Source organism: Prevotella sp. MGM2 (assembly GCF_002933955.1).
Classification (GTDB): domain Bacteria; phylum Bacteroidota; class Bacteroidia; order Bacteroidales; family Bacteroidaceae; genus Alloprevotella.
Window position 1 is genome coordinate 1 of the sequence record NZ_BEWW01000172.1, and the last position, 1617, is coordinate 1617.

Sequence of the window (1617 nt, forward strand, 5' to 3'; positions counted from 1 at the left end):
CCCGATGAAAGTGCATCTATTCCCTAAAAGAGCAATCAGAAAAATACATGACATAGATGTTTTATGGGAACTGTTCACGCGGATAAAGGAGGGGAAAGTGAATGAGCGGCTTTTCCAGACAGCCTTGAATATCAAGAGTGTCGGAAAAGGCAAGTTAAGTATTGTCTTGTTCTATGTCGCTCCTGAAAAATATGTACCATTAGATACATACACAGCATCCTACCTTAGAAGTAAAAAACTGCGATATACCTATGAGAGCTTCGAGTCTTATGAAAAGTTGTCGCTGGAAGTTACAACGAAATTAGGTAGGAAACCGTGGGAAATTTCCTACGATGCCTACAACCAGACTCCAGAAAATGAGATGTCCTCTATCGGCAATATAATAACCCTGTTTGAAAAATTGGAAACAGAAATGGAGGATAGTACGGACTATCATATCTACTATCGCGGCCAATCGGACAAATCCTTTGACTTGATACCTTCCATTTACCGTAAGCCGGCGTTGATTCAAAACGAAGATCGTATTTTCAAAGATATCATAGCTCAAAGTCCTGACGATTTCAAGGGATGTGTCTCTACATTTGAAAAGTTGGTCAAGATGCAGCATTACTCCTTGCCTACACGTCTTTTGGACATAACTACCAATCCATTAGTAGCCCTATACTTTGCATGTGAGGATGAAACCGTTGATGGAAAGCTGTTTCGGTTCGAGATAAGCACATCTGAGATGAAATACTTTGACAGTGATGCTGTCAGTGTGGTTTCCAATCTCGCAAAACGCCCCATAAATTTCAGTATTGAGGATTTGAAAGATTTGGATCAAGAGAGCTTCAACTCTGCTGATGACATTCAATATCTTCTGCATGAAATTAAATCCGAGAAACCTCATTTCCAAAATGGAATTGACTCAAAAGACATAGAAAGAGTCTTTTGCGTCAAACCTATGCTTGACAATCCACGCATAATACGGCAATCCGGGGCATTTTTTCTTTATGGAATTGATGGAGACAAAAGCAAGCCGGCGCACCTTAAGTTCCAGTACCAGTACAAGACATATGTCATAAACAAGGCTCACAAAAAGAAAATCAGGAAGCAGCTTGAAGCCCTCGGTATAGATAAATCGACGCTGTTCCCGGAGGTGGAACATGTGGCCGAACATATCAAGGACAAATACAATATCACCTAACAGCCTCGAAAAAAATATCAGTGATTTTGAAGTTCTTTTATCATAAGTCTGTCTGAGATAAAGTTGGTGAAGATATATCATCTATAAGTAGACAGAAGAAGACATCAAGAAGATGGAGATAGAGTTCAAATTCAAGAACGACTACATAGTCCACTACTTAAAGGCCCTCTATACCACTAACGAAGCGTCGGTGACAATAGATATGACGCTCTCTGCAGAAAAGATTATTGTCAATAGTGTACGTCCTTGAAAACAACTGACCTAATAAGTGCGTCAACTCAAGCAATAACATATAGTTAACAACAATCAAGCCGAACTGTTACAGGAACAACTCAGCTTGATTGTTATTTGTTGAATATCTAAGTATGTGGTTTGTTTTCAGCCGTTAGAAGTGTGTCTATCTGACTTATATAATATCTAACTCTTAGTTT

The 1617-nt window shown here is 39.1% G+C and carries 2 protein-coding genes; both read left to right on the top strand.

All coding sequences use genetic code 11. The annotated features are described in order from the left end of the window. Window positions 1–1186, top strand: a 1186-nt coding sequence (locus C5S62_RS04325; RefSeq protein WP_104404214.1) for an FRG domain-containing protein, incomplete at its 5' end; no start/stop codon positions are given. 112 nt (window positions 1187–1298) lie between these two features. Beyond that, window positions 1299–1436, top strand: coding sequence for a hypothetical protein (locus C5S62_RS13525; protein WP_172486262.1), 138 nt, complete (start codon window positions 1299–1301; stop codon window positions 1434–1436). Window positions 1437–1617: the final 181 nt, after the last annotated feature.

What these genes read in the sequence shown, in the direction of transcription:
- C5S62_RS13525 (WP_172486262.1), top strand. Translation starts at nt 1,299, where the DNA reads ATGGAGATAGAGTTCAAATTCAAGAACGACTACATAGTCCACTACTTA.